Origin of the sequence: Methylomonas sp. HYX-M1 (genome assembly GCF_040741385.1) — a bacterium.
GTDB lineage: Bacteria > Pseudomonadota > Gammaproteobacteria > Methylococcales > Methylomonadaceae > Methylomonas > Methylomonas rhizoryzae.
Genome location: NZ_CP160405.1, coordinates 1,601,332 through 1,618,855 on the forward strand (window position 1 = coordinate 1,601,332; position 17,524 = coordinate 1,618,855).

General features: G+C 54.5%; 14 protein-coding genes. 7 read left to right on the top strand and 7 right to left on the bottom strand.

Translation table 11 applies throughout. The features are described 5' to 3' along the window. Positions 1 to 167 precede the first annotated feature (167 nt). Positions 168 to 2,018, bottom strand: a complete 1,851-nt coding sequence (locus tag AB0A83_RS07410; protein WP_150047656.1) for a methanol/ethanol family PQQ-dependent dehydrogenase — start codon at positions 2,016 to 2,018, stop codon at positions 168 to 170. A 323-nt stretch (positions 2,019 to 2,341) separates the two neighbouring features. After that, positions 2,342 to 2,974: a peptide-methionine (S)-S-oxide reductase MsrA gene (gene msrA / locus AB0A83_RS07415; protein WP_150047657.1), complete on the bottom strand. Its 633-nt coding sequence runs from the start codon at positions 2,972 to 2,974 to the stop codon at positions 2,342 to 2,344. Between the two features lie 75 nt (positions 2,975 to 3,049). Here msrA and hslO point away from each other — a divergent pair, with 75 nt between their 5' ends. Together hslO and AB0A83_RS07425 are read left to right on the top strand one after the other, a co-directional pair. Further along, positions 3,050 to 3,925 carry an Hsp33 family molecular chaperone HslO gene (gene hslO / locus AB0A83_RS07420; RefSeq protein WP_150047658.1) on the top strand — a complete coding sequence of 292 codons (876 nt, stop codon included), beginning with the start codon at positions 3,050 to 3,052 and terminating at the stop codon, positions 3,923 to 3,925. A gap of 7 nt (positions 3,926 to 3,932) precedes the next feature. Next, positions 3,933 to 4,709, top strand: coding sequence for a hypothetical protein (locus AB0A83_RS07425; protein WP_150051842.1), 777 nt, complete (start codon positions 3,933 to 3,935; stop codon positions 4,707 to 4,709). A gap of 125 nt (positions 4,710 to 4,834) precedes the next feature. On the opposite strand, the gene malQ is transcribed toward AB0A83_RS07425, so the two are convergent. Genes malQ through glgC form a run of 3 tightly spaced genes read right to left on the bottom strand, consistent with a single transcriptional unit; the run spans position 4,835 to position 9,283 of the window. Beyond that, positions 4,835 to 6,313, bottom strand: a complete 1,479-nt coding sequence (gene malQ, locus AB0A83_RS07430) for a 4-alpha-glucanotransferase (protein ID WP_367155895.1) — start codon at positions 6,311 to 6,313, stop codon at positions 4,835 to 4,837. A 14-nt stretch (positions 6,314 to 6,327) separates the two neighbouring features. Further along, on the bottom strand, positions 6,328 to 8,013 hold the full coding sequence (locus AB0A83_RS07435; RefSeq protein ID WP_367155896.1) for a glycoside hydrolase: 1,686 nt from the start codon (positions 8,011 to 8,013) through the stop codon (positions 6,328 to 6,330). Further along, positions 8,003 to 9,283, bottom strand: a complete 1,281-nt coding sequence (gene glgC, locus AB0A83_RS07440; protein WP_150047661.1) for a glucose-1-phosphate adenylyltransferase — start codon at positions 9,281 to 9,283, stop codon at positions 8,003 to 8,005. Before glgC ends, AB0A83_RS07435 begins: the two co-directional genes overlap by 11 nt. A 215-nt stretch (positions 9,284 to 9,498) precedes the next feature. Here glgC and glgB point away from each other — a divergent pair, with 215 nt between their 5' ends. From glgB to AB0A83_RS07465, 5 genes are read left to right on the top strand one after another with little or no spacing between them, the layout of a single operon-like run. Beyond that, positions 9,499 to 11,688 (top strand): 1,4-alpha-glucan branching protein GlgB, encoded by a 2,190-nt coding sequence (glgB, locus tag AB0A83_RS07445; protein ID WP_150047662.1) that lies wholly within the window; start codon positions 9,499 to 9,501, stop codon positions 11,686 to 11,688. Positions 11,689 to 11,692: 4 nt separating this feature from the next. Then, positions 11,693 to 13,126 carry a glycogen synthase GlgA gene (gene glgA / locus AB0A83_RS07450; RefSeq protein ID WP_367155897.1) on the top strand — a complete coding sequence of 478 codons (1,434 nt, stop codon included), beginning with the start codon at positions 11,693 to 11,695 and terminating at the stop codon, positions 13,124 to 13,126. Between the two features lie 15 nt (positions 13,127 to 13,141). Next, complete coding sequence (locus tag AB0A83_RS07455) at positions 13,142 to 13,966, top strand: type II and III secretion system protein (RefSeq protein WP_367155898.1); 825 nt, start codon at positions 13,142 to 13,144, stop codon at positions 13,964 to 13,966. A gap of 31 nt (positions 13,967 to 13,997) precedes the next feature. Beyond that, positions 13,998 to 15,107, top strand: coding sequence for an alkene reductase (locus tag AB0A83_RS07460; protein ID WP_367155899.1), 1,110 nt, complete (start codon positions 13,998 to 14,000; stop codon positions 15,105 to 15,107). Between the two features lie 27 nt (positions 15,108 to 15,134). Next, entirely contained in the window at positions 15,135 to 15,938 is an 804-nt protein-coding gene (locus AB0A83_RS07465; protein ID WP_367155900.1) for a spermine synthase, read from the top strand. Between the two features lie 8 nt (positions 15,939 to 15,946). On the opposite strand, the gene AB0A83_RS07470 is transcribed toward AB0A83_RS07465, so the two are convergent. Next, entirely contained in the window at positions 15,947 to 16,426 is a 480-nt protein-coding gene (locus tag AB0A83_RS07470) for a GNAT family N-acetyltransferase (protein WP_367155901.1), read from the bottom strand. Further along, the gene (locus tag AB0A83_RS07475) at positions 16,423 to 17,358 is read right to left on the bottom strand and encodes a response regulator (protein WP_367155902.1); all 936 of its coding nucleotides are present in this window, start codon (positions 17,356 to 17,358) and stop codon (positions 16,423 to 16,425) included. Before AB0A83_RS07475 ends, AB0A83_RS07470 begins: the two co-directional genes overlap by 4 nt. Between the last annotated feature and the right edge of the window lie 166 nt (positions 17,359 to 17,524).

The window sequence follows — 17,524 nt, forward strand, 5'->3', positions numbered from 1 at the left end:
CTTAAACTATACGAGTAGTGCCGATCACCAATTTCGCCGCTCGAGTGCGGTGCGATAATTTAGCTGAAAACGATGTGGCTAAATCAGCCCGCAGACAGTAACACATAAAAAAGCCTTGGTCGATTACTCGACCAAGGCCGGTTCGAACGGATCTATCGGGTTAGATCTTAGTTCGGCAGTGCGAATACGGTCAAAGTACCGCCCAGCTTGGTGTAAGAGTTCAAGCTTCTGTATGCGCCTACAGCGCCCAAACCTTCGGTGTTGGATGAAGAATCGCCGTTATCCAAGCCTGCTGCGATACCGATACCTGCCCAACCGCCGATACCCGACAGAACGCCAACGTATTGTTTGCCGTTGAATTCCCAGGTGTTGACGTTACCGATGATGCCTGATGGGGTTTTGAATTTATACAATTCTTTACCGGTTTTGGCATCGACTGCTTTCAGGTAGCCTTCCAGGGTGCCGTAGAACACGACGCCGCCGGCGGTGGCTACAGAACCGGACCAAACAGAGAATTGCTCTTTGTTGGACCAAACGATTTTGCCGGTTTTAGCATCCCATGCGGTGAATTGGCCCAGGTTGGTGGTGCCGTCTTTTTTACCGGTGATGGCGTCGGCGCCGGCCGGCATCATGTTCAGAGTAGCACCTACGTAGGGTTGACCCGCGGTGTAGCTAACTTCGAACGGTTCGTACTCCATGCACAAATGGTTGCCTGAAATGTAGAACAGGCCGGTTTGCGGAGAATAGGAAACCGGTTGTTGGTTTTTCGCACCCAACGCGGCAGGGCAAGTACCCACGGTGTTAACGTCTTCGCCGTTGTGTTCGGTGGAGAACTCAGGCACGACTTGCGGACGGCCGGTTTTCATGTCGACGTGGGTCAGCCAGTTGACGGATTTGTCGAAGGTTTCTGCGACCAACAATTCGCCGGTTTCGCGGTCCAGGGTATAACCTACGCCGTTACGGTCGAAGTGCACAATGGTTTTGTGCATTTTGCCTTTGACTTCTTGGTCTACCAGAACGGTTTCGTTGATACCGTCGTAGTCCCATTCGTCGTGCGGCGTCATTTGGTAAACCCATTTGACTTCGCCGGTGTCGGCGTCGCGAGCCCACAAGGACATGGACCACTTGTTGTCGCCCGGACGTTGTACAGGGTTCCAGGTGGATGGGTTGCCTGAACCGTAATAGACCAGGTTCAGTTTAGGATCGTAAGAGTACCAGCCCCAGGTGGTGCCGCCGCCGATTTTCCATTGGTCGCCTTTCCAGGTGCTGGTGGAAGAGTCAGGGCCCAGCGGGGTGACTTTGCCGTCTTGCCAAGTGGTGGATTTGCCCGGTTTGATCAGGGTGTCTTTGTCAGGACCCATGCTGTAGCCTTTCCACGCCAATTGGCCGGTTTTGATGTCGTAGGCAGCCAGGAAACCGCGCACACCGAATTCACCGCCGGAAATACCGGTCAGAACTTTATCTTTAACAACCAATGGTGCGTTGGTGTTGGTCATACCCAGTTTCGGGTCGCCGTTTTGCACGCTCCATACGCGTTTACCGGTTTTGGCATCCAGAGCAGTCAGCACGGTGTCCGATTGTTGCAGGAAGATTTTACCGTCGCCGTAGGCCAAGCCGCGGTTAACGGTATCGCAGCACATGACCGGAATGGTAACGTCGGCGTCCATGGTCGGGGTATATTCCCAGATAACGGACTGAGTTTTTTGGTCGATTGCGTAAACGGTGTTGGGGAAAGGAGTGTGAACGTACAACACGCCGTTGACCACTAAAGGACCGCCTTCGTGACCGCGCAGAACGCCGGTAGAGAAGGACCAAGCCGGTTGCAGATTTTTAACGTTTTGGGTGTTGATTTGAGAGAGTTTGCTATAGCGAGTGCCGGCGTAGTCACCGCCCCACGTTGCCCAGTTGGCAGGGTTTTCGGTTAATTTTTCTACATCGCTGTTAGCATTAGAAACTGCAGGTGTTGCAATTATTGTTGCTATAGTCGAAGCAAGCAGCCAGTTTTTTACAGGCTTCATATGTTTCCTCCCGGTAATCTGCTCAAGTAGACAGAGTACGTTTTTGTTTGTTAAGACTAATATTAGTTTTAAAGCTCTGAGTTGGATGACTGCCGCCTGACCTTTCGGTTGTTTCCGAGCGTAATGGGATAGCCAAACCAGATGCGTAAATTGAAGGATTTTTTCCCAAAAGTCAACCCGAAAAACTCTGGGCTTATGCGGACTGTAGGCTAGGGTAGTCGCTATCTATCGGCCATTGTTTAAGAAGCGGTCGTTTACTTGCAATCTTCTGCCTGCGTTTGCCGACGCCAAAATGCGGCAAATTTGCGGGATCTTTAAATGCCTTAGTCGTAACATACCCCCAAACCGCCCAAGCCGCAGTATCCCAACGGATTTTTTGCCAGGTATTGCTGGTGCTCTTCTTCCGCGTAGTAAAACGGTACTGTGCGGCGGATTTCGGTGGTGATTTTGCCGAACCCGGCTTCGGTGAGCTTACTCTGGTACGCGGCGAGGCTGTGCGAGGCTAGTTGGAATTGGTTTTCGTCAGACACGTCTATGCTGGAGCGATATTGGGTGCCGATGTCGTTGCCTTGGCGCATGCCTTGGGTAGGGTCGTGTGCTTCCCAAAACACCTGCAGCAATCGGTCGTAGCTGATTTTGTCGGGAGCGAACACGACTTTGACGACCTCGTTGTGTCCGGTAAGGCCGCTGCACAATTCCTGATAAGTGGGATTGGGAGTGTATCCTCCTGCATAGCCCACGGCCGTTGAGAAAACGCCCTCTTGTTGCCAGAAGCGGCGTTCCGCGCCCCAAAAACAGCCCAGGCCGAATTGGGCTACGGCCAGACCGTCAGGGAACGGTTCTTTGAGGGGATTCCCGGTGACGAAGTGGCGTTCGGCGGTGGGTATCGGAGCAACTCTGCCCGGCAGTGCTTGTGCAGCCGTCGGCAGCGTGGTCTTGGCGAGAATTGAGCGCATAGCGATCACCGTATTCGAAGCTAAGGGAAGATCGGGATTATAATCAGCAAATCGACGAAAATATGCCATAACAACATGAAACAACAAGACTGCTTACTGCGTTTTTTATTCGAAAATCTGGGCGTGCGCGGCGAATGGGTGCGCTTGCAGCAAAGTTGGCAGCAAGCCAAACAGCATCAGTGTCTGGCCGGCCCGCTGGTCGAGTCGCAACTCGGCCAGGCGCTGGCCGCCGTAACCCTGCTGTCCGCGACCATCAAATACAAGGGCACGATGATTTTGCAGGTGCAAGGCTCAGGCGAGGTAAGAGCGATCGTAGCGCAAGCGACTCACGACAGAACCGTGCGCGGTTTGGTCCGTAGCGCCGAGACGGTGCAGGGTACAAGCTTGGCCGGAATGATGGGGGAGAATGCGCGCCTGGTGTTGACGATAGAGTCGGAGCAGGGCGAGCCTTATCAGGGAATAGTCGGGGTGCAGGAGGAATCGTTAGCGGCGGTGTTGCGCAGCTATTTCACCCAGTCGGAGCAGTTGCGCACGCGATTGTGGCTGTTCGCGGACCAACACTCTGCGGTGGGTTTGTTACTGCAGGAGTTGCCGGACGAAAAGTCGACTGACGAAGATTGGCAACGTATCGAGATTCTGGCGGACACCGTGACTGCCGAGGAAATGTTCAACCTGGATTGCGAGCCGTTGTTGCATCGCTTGTTTCACCAAGAGCAAGTGCGGATTTATGCGCCGGAACCGGTTATGTTTCGCTGCGGATGTTCCCGCGTGAAAATCGGCAGCACCTTGTACGCGCTAGGGCGGCCGGAATTGGAGGCTATTTTGCACGATCACGGCAACATCGAAGTCGATTGCCAATTTTGCGGTTCGCAGTATCGCTTCGATAACATCGACATCGAAAATTTGTTGGCTAATTCGGGGAACGATAATGAATCGCCTACCCGGCACTGAGGAGCGGATGAACAAAAGACTATTGCTTAGAATCGGTCTGGCAACCGTTTTGTCGTTGACGTTGACGGGTTGTCTGGAATGGCTGCACGCCTATCAAACCTATTTGCAAATGGAGGAGTTCGACCGTTATTTCGCGGTGACTTCGGCAGACGACTTTACCGTGCATTTCAAGGATCCCAAATTATACAGCGACGATTTTGTCGCACTGGCGAAACTACAGGCAAGCAGCGAACAGAAAACCGTCGAGGGTAAGCGTTGGCGCTATTTGTTTAGAAAAATCGATCAGAACGACAGACTGGTTAAGCCGGAAATCAGTTTTTACTGCGAATTGGTGTTTAACCGCGAAGATAAGGTGGTCGAGTGGTCGTTTTCCAAGTTGTTTTTACAAATTGCACCGCCGGAGTTTTTAGAGGCTTCCTTCCGCTCCTTGGGCGGTGCGGAAATCAACGAAGGTAAAAAACAGTTGAAAGCCAAGGCCGAGCTGATCGATAAAGTGGCGGCGGATTTGCCGAAAAAATCGGCCGTGTTGGCGCAATTGGGTCAACCCTTGGAAATAGAGCAACAAGACGAACGGCAAATCTATGCCTACAAATTTCGGTTGGACGCGCGCGATGTGGAAGAAGGCTACGAGGACAGAACGCTAAGCGAAGTGAGGCTGGCTTTTGATAACAAGAGCGACGAGCTGGTCAAGATGTCCGGTCGGTTTGCCGGTTTGAAAATATCCATCAACTATCGGGATTTACAAGAGGATGAGGATAAACAAGTCGCCTTGGCTGCTCACTGAGGAGCTCCCCATGCTTTCGAAATTGAAAGACTGCCTTTTAGAGGTTGTCGGTTCGGGTCGCTATCGCGACGGCTTCATCTTCGCTACCAAAACCATCCTTGGTTTGTCGCCCGGCTGCGGGCTTGTTAGGCTCTGCGGCCGAACATGGATAAAAAATGCGCGAATCGGCCGGCTTTTTCTTCCGTTAATTGCTGCCAGTTGAATCGCCAATGCCAGTTGCCTTCGGTAGTGCCGGGGGTGTTCATTCTGTCTGAGGAGCCCAGCAGCAATATGTCCTGCAAGGGGATGACCGCCAAATTAGCCACGGATGCCAGTACCGCATGCATCAAGGCCCACGGCATGGGCAGGCTGGACCAGCCTAGATAGTCGTAAATACGCTGCTTGTCCCCGTCGTTTAGGTTTTCGAACCAGCCAAGTGTGGTGTCGTTGTCGTGGGTGCCGGTGTAGGCCACGCAGTTATGGCTAAAATTCATGGGTAAATAGGGATTGTGCGGGTTGCCGTCGAATGCGAACTGCAAAATTTTCATCCCCGGTAACCCGAACTGATCTCTTAGCGCTTCCACCTCTTCGGTAATGATGCCTAAGTCTTCCGCCACCAAGGCCAAGGCTGGAAACTCCCGGGCGATGGCTGTCAGCAACTCGTCGCCGGGCGCTTTAACCCAATGTCCGTTAATGGCGGTTTCTTCGCCGGCCGGTATTTCCCAGGCCGCCTCCAAGCCGCGGAAATGGTCTATGCGCAAGATGTCGAATAATTCGTTTTGGCTTTCGATGCGTTGCAACCACCAGCGGTAGCCGGTTTGGCGCAAATAATCCCAGTTGTAGTGCGGGTTGCCCCAGCGCTGCCCTAGCTCGGAAAAATAATCCGGCGGTACCCCGGCTACCGTTTCCATTTCCCCGGATTTGTTTAACTTGAAAACCTCTCGGTTCGCCCAAACGTCGGCGCTGTCGTAAGACACGAAAATGGGAATGTCGCCGAACAGTAAAATGCCTTTGTCCCGGGCATAGTCTTTCAATTCGTGCCACTGCTTGAAAAACAGATATTGTTCGAACTTGATGCCCTCGATTACCGCGCTCAACAATTTGCGTGACTCCTTCAAGGCTTGCGGATGCCGGTTTTTCAGGGCATCCGGCCATTCGAACCAGCATTTGTGACCGAATACGTTGCGTAAGGCGATGAACAACGCAAAATCGTCCAGCCAATACGCCTTATCCCGGCAAAATTGCTCGAAGTCTAACTTGTCGGTTTTGCCGGCCGCTTTGCCGAATTGCTGAAAAGCTTTGCCGATTACGCAGCTTTTCCAATAGAGTTGCCCGCTGTGGCAGTCGGCGGATTTTTCCGCCGGCGGCATCCAGCCTTTGCGATCCAGCCAGTCCAGATTGATCAAGGCCGGGTTGCCGGCATGGGCCGACAAACATTGATACGGCGAGCCGTCGCCGTGCGGCATGCCTAACGGCAATGTTTGCCAAACGCTGGCGCCGACGTCGTGCAGGAAGTTTATGAAGTTAAATGCCTCTTGCCCTAATTCACCGTTTTCGTTCGGCCCGGGTAACGAGCTGATATGCAATAAAACTCCGGCACGGCGTTGTTGTAAGAGAGCACTCATAGAATCCTATAAAGTCAATATTGATTACTGCGCCGCATGGCCCCGCCCAGCGCGGGTTCGCCGGAACCCCGGGTGAAGGACAGCGCAAGGTAGGGTGGCGGCTCTTCGCCGAGCAGGCGGTACAAGTTGGTTAAATTCAAGCGGTATTGGCGTTCGAAATCGCTGACGGCTTCGCCCGGGTTATAGTCGCCGAACCACCAAAACCAATCGGAGCCTTCGCAGACGGCCAGTTGTTTTTCCGCCAGCATTAAACGATGCTGATCCAAACGGTTTTCGGCAACGGCTTGGTCGAACGTGTGTTTGACGTCGCCCAGCATGTCCCAGCCGCAATTTTTATCCGCATCGCCTATCCAGGTGGAAAACGTACCGTAGACCCAGCTGCCGGCGATCAATCGGGATAAGGGTAAAACGCAAACGTTCTGATTCAAGCATTCCGAAAACGTGGTAAGCATGATGCGCGGGTGTTCGCTAAGACGCCGATACAGCGCGCTAAGAAAATGATACCCGTTTTCCGGAAAATATTCCCAGGCATTCTCGCCGTCCATTACGATGGAGACTACCGCTTCCCGTTCGGCATAGTCGGCAATGTTTTCCAGATGCTGAATCAAGTCGGTTACCGCGTCGTCGGCGTGCCATTTCGAATATTCGAAGCCGATTAAATCGGACAAGCCGTCGTCGCGGAAAAAACAGGCGACATTGGTATCGGCAAGCCGGAACGGATGATGGATGCCGGGCGAAAGGTTGCCCGTGGCATTCAGGCTGTTGCGGAGTACGTTGCCGCCGCTGGCGGTCCATTTAAATCCGCATTCGTCCAACAATTTCAAGGTTGCTTGGCTGAGGCCGCCTTCCGAGGGCCAGCAGCCCGTCGGTTCGATACCGAAAAAATGCCGGAAGGTTTCAATGCCTTTGCGCAAGTGCCATTTCACCCGCTCGTCTCCTCCGGGGTAATGGTGCAGTTTGGGCATGGCGATAGGCGCCATCGCTTCGTGCGCACTGTTCAAGTCCAGCAGCAAGGGCATGATGGGGTGGGCGTAGGGGCTTACCGATAGCTCGATGCGGCCTTTACGGGCCAGCGCTTTGTAGCGGTATAGGATGCCGGAAAGCAAGTCGCGGATGATTTCCAATACTTCGATGCGATCGTGCATCGAGAATCCGCCGCCTTTCGCAAGCAAACGCTGCACGCGAGCATCGGTCAGTTTTACGCTTTCACCCATCCAGACCAAGTGGTACCAAACCAACAAGTCGGAGAAAAATTGGGCGTTGAGGTAGTTGACCGCGTCCTGGTGGCTTTGGATCCATTCCGATATTTCGGTGAGTTTGCGAAAGGCCGGATAGCGGTTGATTTGCCGGTCGCGATTGGCTTTTAAGCAATCGTGCAGCAAGCCCAGCCGGCGCTCCGCATCGGCCGAAACGCTGGGCTCCACCAAGGCCGCCAGCAAGGGGTCGTTGATTTTGATCCCGTCGTACAAATAGGCGTTGACCTGATTGGAATAGTCTTCGATTTGTTCCAATAAGATGGGCGCGAAATTGACGACCGCTTTGGCTCCGGGTACGGCTTCCAGGTGAAAAGCCATGTCGGCATAGTCTTTAATGACGTGCAAATACGTCCAAGGCAGTTTGAATTCGCCGCTGTGGCAGTCCCGGTATTCGGGCTGGTGCATGTGCCAGCACAGCACCAGCTTGATGGGCTTATCTGACATAGTGCCGTCTTTGGCCCAGCATTTCGCTGGTTACCAAGACGACTCCGCCCTCGCTGACGTAAAAGCGTTTTTCGTCTTCGGCCCTGTCTTCCCCGATGACGGTGCCTTCCGGTATTTGGCATGCCTTCTCGATAATGGCCTTCTTGATCCGGCAATGGCGGCCGATGTTGACCTCCGGCAGTACCACCGAATCTTCGACCGTACAGTAAGAATTGACCCTGACGGAGGAGAACAACAAGGAATGGCGCACGGTCGAGCCGGAGATGACGCAGCCGCCGGATACCATGGAGTCGATGGCTTGGCCGCGGCGGTCGTCGTCGTCGAATACGAATTTGGCCGGCGGGGTTTGGGCTTGGTAAGTCCAAATCGGCCAGGTATTGTCGTAAAGGTTCAAATCCGGTTTTACCCCGATCAGCTCCATGTTGGCCGCCCAATAAGCGTCTATGGTGCCCACGTCGCGCCAGTAGGCCTGCTGGCCGCTTTGCAGATCCAGGAAGGGGTAGGCGTTGACCCGGTATTTGTGGATCACCGACGGAATGATGTCTTTGCCGAAATCGCGACTGGAGCTTTTGGTGTCCGCGTCTTTGATCAATTGCTCGAATAGAAAGGCGGCGTTGAATACGTAGATACCCATGGAGGCCAGCGCGGTGTCCTCGCGGCCGGGCATGATGGGCGGATTTTCCGGCTTTTCCACGAAAGCCCGTACCCGGCGGTTGTCGTCGACGTCCATTACCCCGAAAGCTTTGGCGTCTTCCAGCGGGACTTCGATACAACCTATGGTCAAATCGGCTTGGTTGGCGACGTGGTCGGCCAACATCGCCGAATAATCCATTTTATAAATGTGATCGCCGGCCAGCACCAGGACGAATTCCGGATTGCGGGCGCGGAGGATGTCTATGTTTTGATAGACCGCATCGGCGGTGCCCTGGTACCAGGAGTGTTCGTCGTGGCGCTGTTGGGCCGGCATCAAGTCCACGTATTCGTCGAATTCGCCGCGTAAAAACCCCCAACCCAACTGAATGTGGCGGATTAAAGAGTCCGCTTTATATTGGGTCAATATGCCGATTTTGCGGATGTCGGAATTGATGCAATTGGACAACGGAAAATCGATAATCCGGAATTTGCCGCCAAACGGAACGGCCGGTTTAGCCCGCCAATCGGTCATATCTTTTAGGCGGGAACCGCGGCCACCCGCCAAAATTAACGCTATGGTGTTGCGGGTCAGTTCGTTGATGCGTCTCGTAGAGGCATTGTTGATGACGACAGACATAGTATCCTTCTCCAATTATGAACGGCTGCTCCGAATGTCCTAAAGCCGCGCAGCTTCGGAGGCCGGGTTTTCTACTTCTACTTGCCGCGCCGCGCCATTATCGTTACTCTTCGCACAAAAGTAAAAAATCCATCGATGCAAATGTCGTAATTCCTCCAGACATTACCGCTTCCTGTTTCTTAACAATTAAAAAATCACACCCGAGGCCCTGCAGAATGAACAAGGCAAGCACTAAACCCACGCTTGATGCCAACATCATTAGACTTATCGAAGCGAGGCACCACGATCCCTTTTCCATTCTCGGCAGACACAGCGTCGGCGATAAATCCATCATCAGAGCTTATTTACCATACGCCGAAACCGTGTGTATAGGCTCGTTCAAAGGCCCCGCCATGCGCCGCATCAGCGGTACGGACGTGTTCGAATACTATCCGAGTGCGAGCGATCAGATTCCGGATCACTATAGTTTATGCTGGAGCGACAAAGACGGTTTCGAACGGTCGCACGTCGACCCTTACAGCTTTTTGCCGGTATTGTCGGAATTCGACCGGCATTTGTTCGGACAAGGCAAACACTGGCACATCTACCAAAAGCTAGGTGCGCACCTGATGACGGTGGACGGCGTGGCGGGGGTGTATTTCGGGGTATGGGCGCCGAATGCCGAGCGGGTCAGTGTAATCGGCGATTTCAATCGCTGGGACGGCCGTTGTCATCCGATGCGCAATCTGGGCGGATGCGGGATTTGGGAATTGTTCGTGCCCGGCCTGGACGTCGGTTGCTTGTATAAATTCGAAATCCGCAACAACCATAGCGGGCAAATTTTGGTTAAAACCGATCCTTACGGTCAGCAATTCGAATTTCGGCCGCAAACCGCCGCACTCGTGGTGGCGGAAAACGCGTATCAATGGCAGGACGACGACTGGATGGAGCAGCGGCCTAAACACGACTGGCTGCACAAGCCGATGTCGGTTTACGAAGTGCACTTGGGTTCCTGGCAACGCGATTCGCGCGGCAACTTCATGAATTACCGCGAGCTGGCGGAAAAATTGGTCGAATACGTGGTGTACATGGGCTTCACCCATATCGAGCTGTTGCCGATTACCGAGCATCCGTTGGACATTTCCTGGGGGTATCAAACCACCGGCTATTTCGCCCCGACCAGCCGGTTCGGCACGCCGGACGATTTCCGTTACTTTGTCGATTATTGCCACCAAAACGGCATCGGCGTATTGCTGGATTGGGTGCCGGCGCACTTTCCGAAAGACAGTTTCGCCTTGGCCCGTTTCGACGGCACTCCGCTGTACGAACACGAAGATCCGCGTAAAGGCGAGCATCGCGATTGGGGCACGCTGATATACAACTACAGCCGCAACGAGGTGAAAAACTTTTTGCTGTCCAGCGCGTTTTTCTGGTTGGAGGAGTACCACATAGACGGATTGCGGGTGGACGCGGTGGCATCCATGTTGTACCTGGATTATTCTCGGGAAGCCGGCGACTGGATACCGAATATGTACGGCGGCAACGAAAATCTGGAGGCGATCGATTTTCTGCGCCACATGAACGCGGTTACCCATGAGCAACATCCCGGCACCGTGATCATGGCCGAGGAGTCCACCTCCTGGCCGCAAGTGACCCGGCCGACCTGGACCGGCGGCTTGGGTTTCTCCATGAAATGGAACATGGGCTGGATGCACGACATCCTGGAATATATGAAACAGGAGCCCGTCCACCGTTCTTACCACCACGATCAGCTGACCTTCGGTTTGCTCTACGCCTTTAGTGAAAACTTCATCTTGCCGTTTTCGCACGACGAGGTGGTGCACGGCAAGCAATCGATGCTGAACAAAATGCCGGGGGACGAATGGCAGCGCTTTGCCAATTTGCGCTTGTTGTACACGTTTATGTACGCCTATCCCGGCAAAAAATTGCTGTTCATGGGGTGCGAATTCGGTCAAGGTACCGAGTGGAGCGCCTCGCGGGTGCTCGATTGGTACGTGCTGGATTACGCCCACCACCGCGGTTTGCAGGCGCTGGTCAAAGATCTGAATACCCTGTACCGCGAACATACGGCGTTGCATCATTTCGATTTCGATCACCACGGTTTTGAATGGGTGGATTGCCACGATTATCAACAATCCATCATCAGCTTCCGGCGTAAATCCGCCGATGAGGAAATGATCGTCATCTTGAATTTTACCCCCGTACCACGCTATCACTATCGAATAGGCGTGCCGCGGCCGGGCGTGTATCGGGAGATTTTCAATTCGGATTCGGAATATTACGACGGCAGCAACGTCGGTAACGGCAGCGTCCATTCCGAACCGCAGCCCTGGATGAATTTGGACCATTCGATCAACGTCACCTTACCGCCCTTGGCCGCCATCGTTTTACAACATCAAGCATAAGGACATGAAAAAAATTCTATTCGCGAGCAGCGAAACCCATCCTTTGATCAAAACCGGCGGCTTGGCGGACGTGGCCGGTAGTTTGCCGCTGGCCTTAACCGGCCTGGGCCAGGACGTGCGGGTTATCATGCCGCATTACCAGGCGATAAAAAATTGCGAGCCGGGCCGCTACCTGTGCACGGTACGAGTCAATAATTGCGACGTCAATTTGCTGGAAACCCGTTTGCCGGATAGCGACGTGATCGTCTGGTTGGTGGATTATCCGCCGTTTTTCGGTGCGCCCGGCAACCCTTACACCGACGAAAACGGCAATCCGTGGCCTGACATCGGCGATCGCTTCGCGTTGTTTTGCCGCATCGTCGCGGAAGTCGCGATGGATAGGGCTTACCTGAACTGGAAGCCCGACGTGGTGCACTGCAACGACTGGCAAACCGGTCTGGTGCCGGCTTTGCTGTCTTTGGAACACTACCGGCCGGCAACGGTATTTACCATCCACAATATGGCTTATCAGGGCGTGTTTCCGGGCAGCGCCTTTGCCGCGCTGAATTTGCCGGGTCAGCTGTGGCATCCGGACGGTTTGGAATACCACGGCATGCTGTCGTTCATCAAAGGCGGCTTGAGCTATTCCGACAGGATTACCACGGTGAGTCCGACTTATGCCCAGGAAATCCAGACGCCGGAATTCGGGTACGGGCTGGAAGGATTGCTGGCCCATCGCCAGCATCAGTTGTCCGGCATCATTAACGGCATAGACACGGCGGTCTGGAATCCGGAAACCGACACGCAAATCGCGCAAACTTACAGCGTAAAGAACTTGACCGGCAAACTCAAGAATAAAACCGCTTTGCAGGAACGCTTGGGCTTACCGGTTTGGTCCGACTTGCCGCTATTCGGCTTGATAGGCCGCTTGGTCGAACAAAAAGGCATCGATTTGGTGCTGAGTTGTTTGAAAGAAATGACCAGCTTGCCGTTGCAGTTCGTGTTGTTGGGCAGCGGCGACAAAAGCATACAGGTGCGCTTGCAGGATTTTGCCCGTTTGTATCCGAATAAGGTCTCGGTGAACATCGGTTACGACGAAACCTTGGCTCACCAAATCGAAGCCGGCGCCGACGTGTTTTTAATGCCGTCGCGCTTCGAGCCGTGCGGCTTGAACCAGATGTACAGCCAGCGTTACGGCACCTTGCCCATCGTGCGCAAAACCGGCGGTTTGGCGGACACGGTCGTAGATACCTTGCCTACCACCCTGGCGGATAATACCGCCACGGGGTTTGCCTTTAGCGAGGCGACGCCCGGCGCGTTGATGGAAACCATCAAACGCAGTTTATTGCTGCATACCAATAAATCCTTGTGGCACAAGCTGCAACGCAACGCGATGACCCAGGATTTTTCGTGGGAAAACAGCGCCAACCACTACTTGGCGCTCTATCAAGGCATCTAGCCTATGGTTACTGCCATGACGCGCGCGGCTTGTTTTCCTAAATCCCGGATGGTCGGCAACCGGGTTGGCCGGCTGCGGGGTTTACTGCTGGCCGCGTCGCTGATGTGTTTTTGGTCGAGTGCGGATGCCAATCGGATGGAAGTCGTCCAACTGCAGCATCGGCCCGCCGGCGAAATTCAAGCCGGATTAGCCCCGCTGCTCGAACCGGGGGAAGCGGTCAATGCCGCCGACGGCAAGCAATTGCTGATCAACGCCGGTCCGCAGCGGCTGCAGCAAATTCGCCGCATCGTCAAAAAGCTGGATATTCCGTTGCGTAATTTGCGCATTACCGTGCTGCACAATAGTGTAAGCAGCGCGGATGAGTTGAATGCGGCTGCCGGTAGCCCAGCTCGCGGCATGCGTGGCATGAACGCCGATACCCGCGACTTGGGTGGCCAGCGCAACGAGCAACGCTTGCAAGTGGCGGAAGGTCGGGCGGCGCGTATTCAAAGCGAGCAATGGCGTTCAGGCAACAAGGTATCCGCATATGCCGGCGTTTACGGGGTAGAGAGCGGAACCACGGCGCAGTCGGCCGGTGCGGGTTTTACCATAGTGCCTTACCTGCTGGCGGACGGCGACGTGCGTTTGGATCTGGCGCCTTGGTCGGCGCGCCTGTCGGCGAACGGTAGCGTCGATTTAAACGACATACAAACGTCGATTCGAACTAAACTGGGTCAGTGGATCGAATTAGCCGGCACCGGCGCCGATCGGCAAACTACTGCCACGGGTCCGGACGGATTCAATGACCGCAGCGGCAAGCAGCAGTGGCGCACGCTAGTCAAAGTCGATTTGCTCGATTGATCGCTCCGTTTCGCTCGAAAGGATTAAGCCGATGACCGATTTTGCCGATACCGATTTATTCCAGCCCGTCGCGATAGGCGCTTGGCAACTTAATAACCGCATCGTCATGGCACCGCTGACCCGCTGCCGCATCAGCCACGACGGTATCCCCGGTCCGTTACAAGCCGAGTATTACGCGCAAAGGGCCGGCGCCGGCCTAATTATCAGTGAGGCGACCAATATTTCGCCGCAAGCTAGAGGTTACGCTTACACCCCCGGCATTTATACCGCGGCGCAAATCGAGGGCTGGAAGCTGGTTACCCAAGCGGTGCACGCCGCAGGCGGAACCATCGTCTGTCAATTGTGGCACGTGGGACGTTTTTCGCATGCGTCCTTACAGCCCGGCGGCGCCCTGCCGGTGGCGCCTTCAGCGATAGCCGCCGACGGCGAAACGTTTACCGAACAGGGCATGCAGCGGGTTTCCACGCCGCGTGCGTTGGAAACCGCCGAAATCGCCGGCATAGTCGAACAGTATCAACACGCGGCCTTATGCGCTAGGCAAGCCGGCTTCGACGGCGTGGAAATTCATAGTGCCAATTGCTATTTGCTGGAGCAATTTATTCGCGATTCCACCAACTTGCGCACCGACCGCTATGGCGGCAGTATTGAAAATCGTATCCGGTTGGTGCTGGAAGTGGTGGATGCGGTCGCTGCCGTTTGGGGCGGCAGCCGAGTCGGCATCCGTTTGTCGCCCGTCACCCCGGCGGCCGGCAATACGCCACTGGATAGCAACGTGATGGCCACCTACGGTTATTTGGTCGGCCAGCTCAACGCTTACGGTCTGGCCTATCTGCATTGCGTGGAAGGTTCTACCCGGCTGTCCAGAGAGGTGCCGGCCGGTATCAATCTGGCGCAGATCAGAGCCTTGTTTCAAGGGCCGTATATGGCCAATAATTTATACACCCGTGAACTGGCCTTGGCAGCCCGACGCGAGCAACGTGCCGATTTGATTTGCTTCGGCAGACCATTTATCGCCAATCCGGATTTGGTGGAGCGGCTTAAGGCTGATTGGCCGCTGGCCGAAGCCGATAAAGCGGTTTGGTACGGAGGCTGGTCGGCGGGGTATACCGATTGGCCGGCGTACGCTGCAACCGCCGGCTGATGCGCAGTCGCTAAACGGAATTTCCCTATGTACAAATACGACGGCTTGGTGGTGCACCAAAGCTTCGATGAAGAAGGCGTGATCGAAGTGGTCGAAAAAAGCGGCGAACGCGCGCTGCATTTCGGTTCTTCGGCCCGGCAAAGCAGTATGCTGATCAGCGCGCCGGATCGGTTGCACTCGTTGTATGCCAGAGCGATGATGGCGCTGCTGCTGTTCCAGGAGCAGCCGCGCGACGTTCTAATGATAGGTTTGGGCGGCGGTACCATCGCCAAATTCATGTTGCGTCAGTTTGCCGATTGCCGCCTGTTCGTCGTCGAGTTTCGTAGTAGCGTGTTAAAGGTGGCGCGTAGCCATTTCGGTTTGCCGTTCGATCCGCGCTTGAAAATCAAAATCGGTTGCGGCGCCCAACATGTATCGCAGCAAAGCCGCTCGTACGATTCGTTATACGATTTGGTGATGATCGATGCCTACGACCACGACGGCATGGCACCGGAAGTCAGCAGCGAACTATTCTTCGACAATTGTCGAACGCTATTGAAAAGCCACGGCATGTTGGCTATCAATCTTTGGGGGACTCAACAGGACTTGTTCAAGCAAGTCAGTTGGAATTTGGGCCGGGTGTTCGACTGGCGCCAGGTGTTTCTGCCGGTGCGCAACCGCGGCAATATCATAGCGTTTGCTTTCGGCCGGGATTTCCCCAAACCGACTTATAAAACCTTGGCGGATAGGGCTATGCGCTTGGAACAGCGCTATCAACTGGAGTTTCCGGCCTATTTGCTGGATATCAAGCGCAATAATCCGAGAAGTATCGGCAGAATCGTCAATAAATGAGCGGGAAGTTAGTCGTCGAGCAACAAGCGCATCGCTAACATCGAGGATGGGGCAAAACCGTGTTTACGATAAAAAGCTTGTGCCGTTTGGTTGTCGGTGTCGGTTAACAAGGTGATGCGCTTGCAACCCGTTGTCCGGGCCGTGGCGATTGCCGCCTCGATCAGGCGCGAACCTACGCCGCAGCCGCGCAATTCCGGTAACACCACAACGTCTTCCAATAGTGCAACCCGTGCCCCTAAGGCGGTGGACACGGTAAACAATAAATTGACCATGCCGACGATACGGCCTTGTTGTTTTGCCACCAATAAGGTCCCCAGTTCCGGATGCTGTAATATCGTTTGCAAACCCCGCTGTTGGCGGGAAACATCGGCGGCGAATTCCGTTTCCTGTGCGAACAAGAGTCCCAGCAAGCGGCATAACTCCGCTATATCGGCTGCGGCGGCGGTTTCAATGTCAATATCCGCCCGGCTGTGGTCGGCTGCCGTCATGCCGGGGGGTAGGGTTCGGCGGAGGCCAGGCTGATTTCCGCCGCTACACAGTTGCCGCAGCCTAAATAGTCCAAACGGCTGAACGCCAGACTGCGGGCCATGGCGATGCCGCGGCCGTGGTTGTCCATAATGCGTTCCATGCTCATTTCTAAAAACGGCTGCCAATCGAAGCCCTGACCTTGGTCTTGAATGGTAAAGCGCAAACAGCGATCGGCGCGGCTGAAATGGATGCTGGCTACTTTTTCTTTATATTCCGGCAAATCAAGCCGGCGCTCGATTTCGTCCGGCAAGGCCGAGTGGGCGAGAAAATGCGTCTTTTCGTCGTAAGTAAGTCCCAGATTGCCGTGTTCTACCGCATTCAGCATCAGTTCTACCAAACCTAAGTGAGCCAGTTGCCGGGAGGGGCACAAGCGCGACAGCCAATCGGCGATGTGGCGGGCTTCTTGGGGGGTGCGAAAACTGAATTGCGCTTGAGTCAGATGGGTTAAGGTATGCCAGTTTTGTTCCGATTCGCGCATATGCAGGCGTTCGGAGCGGTCGCGTACCGCGGTGGTAACGACTGCGCGGATTACTTCCGGCTTGAACGGTTTGGCAAGATAGTAAAACGCCCCTTCGTACAGGCCTTCGGCTATTTGCTCGGCAGACGAGGCGGAGGTTTGCAGAATCACCGGTAATAGCTTCAAACGGTCGTGGCGCTTGATGCGGCGGAGTAAATCCAGGCCGTCCATGCCCTGCATAAATCTGTCCAGCAAAACCGCGTCGAATTTGTCGGGATTATCGACGAGTGTATCCCATGCTTCTTCCGCACTTTGTGCGGATTCCAACAGACAACCGCTGCCTTCCAAAAATTCGGATATGGCAAATTGGTTGAAGGGTTCGTCGTCGACGACCAACAACACCGGATTTCTTTCTGCGATAGGCGAATGCTTCATCGGCCCGGACCAAGCTCAAGTCATACTGATAAAAGCCGTACGCCGGTTAGGCGTACGAAATAAACGCCGAATTCTATCAGGCTAATTTCAACCTGTAAGTTGGCATAGCCGGATGCAGCGCTAAATACCAAATCTTTATCTGTTGCTGGAGAACATACAGGTGTTG

What these genes read in the sequence shown, in the direction of transcription:
- AB0A83_RS07475 (WP_367155902.1), bottom strand. Translation starts at nt 17,358, where the DNA reads ATGAAGCATTCGCCTATCGCAGAAAGAAATCCGGTGTTGTTGGTCGTC.
- AB0A83_RS07455 (WP_367155898.1), top strand. Translation starts at nt 13,142, where the DNA reads ATGACGCGCGCGGCTTGTTTTCCTAAATCCCGGATGGTCGGCAACCGG.
- msrA (WP_150047657.1), bottom strand. Translation starts at nt 2,974, where the DNA reads ATGCGCTCAATTCTCGCCAAGACCACGCTGCCGACGGCTGCACAAGCA.
- glgC (WP_150047661.1), bottom strand. Translation starts at nt 9,283, where the DNA reads ATGTCTGTCGTCATCAACAATGCCTCTACGAGACGCATCAACGAACTG.
- AB0A83_RS07465 (WP_367155900.1), top strand. Translation starts at nt 15,135, where the DNA reads ATGTACAAATACGACGGCTTGGTGGTGCACCAAAGCTTCGATGAAGAA.
- hslO (WP_150047658.1), top strand. Translation starts at nt 3,050, where the DNA reads ATGAAACAACAAGACTGCTTACTGCGTTTTTTATTCGAAAATCTGGGC.
- glgA (WP_367155897.1), top strand. Translation starts at nt 11,693, where the DNA reads ATGAAAAAAATTCTATTCGCGAGCAGCGAAACCCATCCTTTGATCAAA.
- AB0A83_RS07435 (WP_367155896.1), bottom strand. Translation starts at nt 8,013, where the DNA reads ATGTCAGATAAGCCCATCAAGCTGGTGCTGTGCTGGCACATGCACCAG.
- AB0A83_RS07410 (WP_150047656.1), bottom strand. Translation starts at nt 2,018, where the DNA reads ATGAAGCCTGTAAAAAACTGGCTGCTTGCTTCGACTATAGCAACAATA.
- AB0A83_RS07470 (WP_367155901.1), bottom strand. Translation starts at nt 16,426, where the DNA reads ATGACGGCAGCCGACCACAGCCGGGCGGATATTGACATTGAAACCGCC.
- malQ (WP_367155895.1), bottom strand. Translation starts at nt 6,313, where the DNA reads ATGAGTGCTCTCTTACAACAACGCCGTGCCGGAGTTTTATTGCATATC.
- AB0A83_RS07425 (WP_150051842.1), top strand. Translation starts at nt 3,933, where the DNA reads ATGAACAAAAGACTATTGCTTAGAATCGGTCTGGCAACCGTTTTGTCG.
- glgB (WP_150047662.1), top strand. Translation starts at nt 9,499, where the DNA reads ATGAACAAGGCAAGCACTAAACCCACGCTTGATGCCAACATCATTAGA.
- AB0A83_RS07460 (WP_367155899.1), top strand. Translation starts at nt 13,998, where the DNA reads ATGACCGATTTTGCCGATACCGATTTATTCCAGCCCGTCGCGATAGGC.